This window comes from Cobetia sp. SIMBA_158 (assembly GCF_046566945.1).
Taxonomy (GTDB): domain Bacteria; phylum Pseudomonadota; class Gammaproteobacteria; order Pseudomonadales; family Halomonadaceae; genus Cobetia; species Cobetia amphilecti.
Genome location: NZ_JAWJYL010000555.1, coordinates 1 through 262, shown reverse-complemented (window position 1 = coordinate 262; position 262 = coordinate 1). Strand labels below are relative to the sequence as shown.

1 protein-coding gene is annotated in these 262 nt (G+C 51.9%); it reads left to right on the top strand.

Annotated elements, in window-relative coordinates; genetic code table 11:
• Positions 1-262 (top strand): DUF4092 domain-containing protein (locus R2R70_RS21050; RefSeq protein ID WP_410979058.1); only part of this gene is annotated, 262 nt, incomplete at both ends.

Here is a 262-nt window from a genome sequence, read left to right as displayed (position 1 = left end):
CTTCTCTTGTTGAGCCGGAAAACGTTACGCGCGATACCGCCACCTTTAACCTGCCGTTTATTTCGCTGGGGCAAGTCGGTGAGGGCAAACTGATGGTTATCGGTAACCCGCACTACAACAGCATTTTGCGTTGTCCGAACGGTTACAGCTGGAACGGGGGCGTTAATAAAGACGGGCAGTGTACGCTCAGCGGTGATTCAGATGACATGAAGCACTTCATGCAGAACGTACTGCGCTATCTGTCCGACGATAAATGGACTCC